Source organism: Enterobacter sp. HG048 (assembly GCF_024702055.1).
GTDB lineage: Bacteria > Pseudomonadota > Gammaproteobacteria > Enterobacterales > Enterobacteriaceae > Enterobacter > Enterobacter dykesii.
The window spans coordinates 1-1,499 of the sequence record NZ_JANLIZ010000037.1 but is presented as its reverse complement, the minus strand read 5'-3'; the positions used below and the strand labels follow the sequence as shown (position 1 = coordinate 1,499).

Genomic DNA, 1,499 nt, shown 5'->3' with positions numbered 1-1,499 from the left:
GGGTTAGGCAGATCCGACGGCAGCAGGTTGGTGGCGGCGTTGATGGCGGCCTGCACCTCCTGCTCGGCGACGTCCAGCGAAAGCGTCAGCTGGAACTGTAGCGTCACGACGGATGCCCCGCCGGAACTCTGGGAGGACATCTGTTTTAAACCCGACATCTGGCCGAACTGGCGCTCCAGCGGAGCGGTAATGGCGGACGTCACCACATCCGGGCTGGCCCCTGGATAAAGTGTGACAACCTGAATCGTTGGGTAATCCACCTCCGGCAGCGCCGACACGGGCAGGAAGCGATAGCCGATAATCCCGGCGAGCAGGATCGCCACCATCAGCAGCGTGGTGGCGACAGGACGAAGGATAAACAGGCGTGACGGCCCGCCTGTAGAGCCTGGGGGCATCACCTGCATCAGGATTTCGCTCCCTGTTTCGCAGGTTCAACCACTTCCACTTTGGCCCCTTCGGTCAGACGGTCAATGCCGTCGGTAACCACGCGGTCGCCTGCGGAAAGGCCGGCGGCGATGACCACCGTCTGGTTGTCCTGAATACCGGTTTTCACCAGGTGCTTGCTGACCTTATTGTCGCCGTTAAGTACCCAGACGAAGTTACCTTCGTTACCCATCTGCAGCGCAGCCGTTGGGATCACCACCGCGTTCTCTTCGGTCGCGACCAGCATGCGCGCATTGACGAACTGGTTCGGGAAGAGGGCATCGTCCTGGTTATTAAAGCGCGCTTTGAGCTTGATGGTGCCGGTGGTGGTGTCGATCTGGTTATCCAGACTGAGCAGGGAACCCTCGCTCAACTTCTGCTTGTTGGTGCGATCCCAGGCCTCCACCACCAGGCCTTTACCGGCTTTTTGCGCCTGCACCACGGTCGCAATGTCGCTTTCCGGCAGGGTAAAGACTAAATCAATCGGGTGGGTCTGGGTGATCACCACGATGCCCGTGGTGTCGCCGCTGGAGATCTGGTTGCCGATATCGACCTGCTTCAGGCCCACGCGCCCGTCAATCGGCGCGGTGATGCGGCTCCAGTCCAGCTGCAGCTGTGCGCTGGCGACGGCGGCTTCATCTGCTTTGATAGTGCCCTGCGTTTCACTGACCAGCGACTGCTGGGTGTCCAGCTCCTGACGAGACACGAGGTTGGTTTTCACCAGCTGCTGGTAGCGGGCCAAATCGCGCCGGGCGTTGGCGAGGGTGGCTTTGTCTTTCGCGAGCTGCCCCTGCGCCTGGGCGAGGGCGACCTTAAACTGGCTCGGGTCGATTTCCGCCAATAGGTCACCAGCCTTAACCTGCTGACCTTCCTGGAAGTGGATCGCGATGAGCTGGCCGTCGACGCGGCTGCGCACCGTGGCGGTGTTGGCGGCGGTAATGGTCCCGAGACCTGTGAGATAGCGAGGAACGGCTTTATTCACCGCCGTCGCCGCCTGAACCGGCGCCAGCGCGCCGCCGCGCATGCCGTGACGTCCTCCGCCTGCCGGGCGCTGCGCCTGACCGGTGGCACCGGCG

Annotated in this window: 2 protein-coding genes; both read right to left on the bottom strand. The window is 62.4% G+C overall.

The features are described from left to right. Window positions 1-404, bottom strand: a 404-nt coding sequence (locus NUX24_RS21685; RefSeq protein WP_257834062.1) for an efflux RND transporter permease subunit, incomplete at its 3' end; no start/stop codon positions are given. Next, the coding region (locus tag NUX24_RS21680; RefSeq protein WP_257834060.1) for an MdtA/MuxA family multidrug efflux RND transporter periplasmic adaptor subunit at window positions 404-1,499 on the bottom strand (1,096 nt) is incomplete at its 5' end. The genes NUX24_RS21685 and NUX24_RS21680, both read right to left, overlap by 1 nt.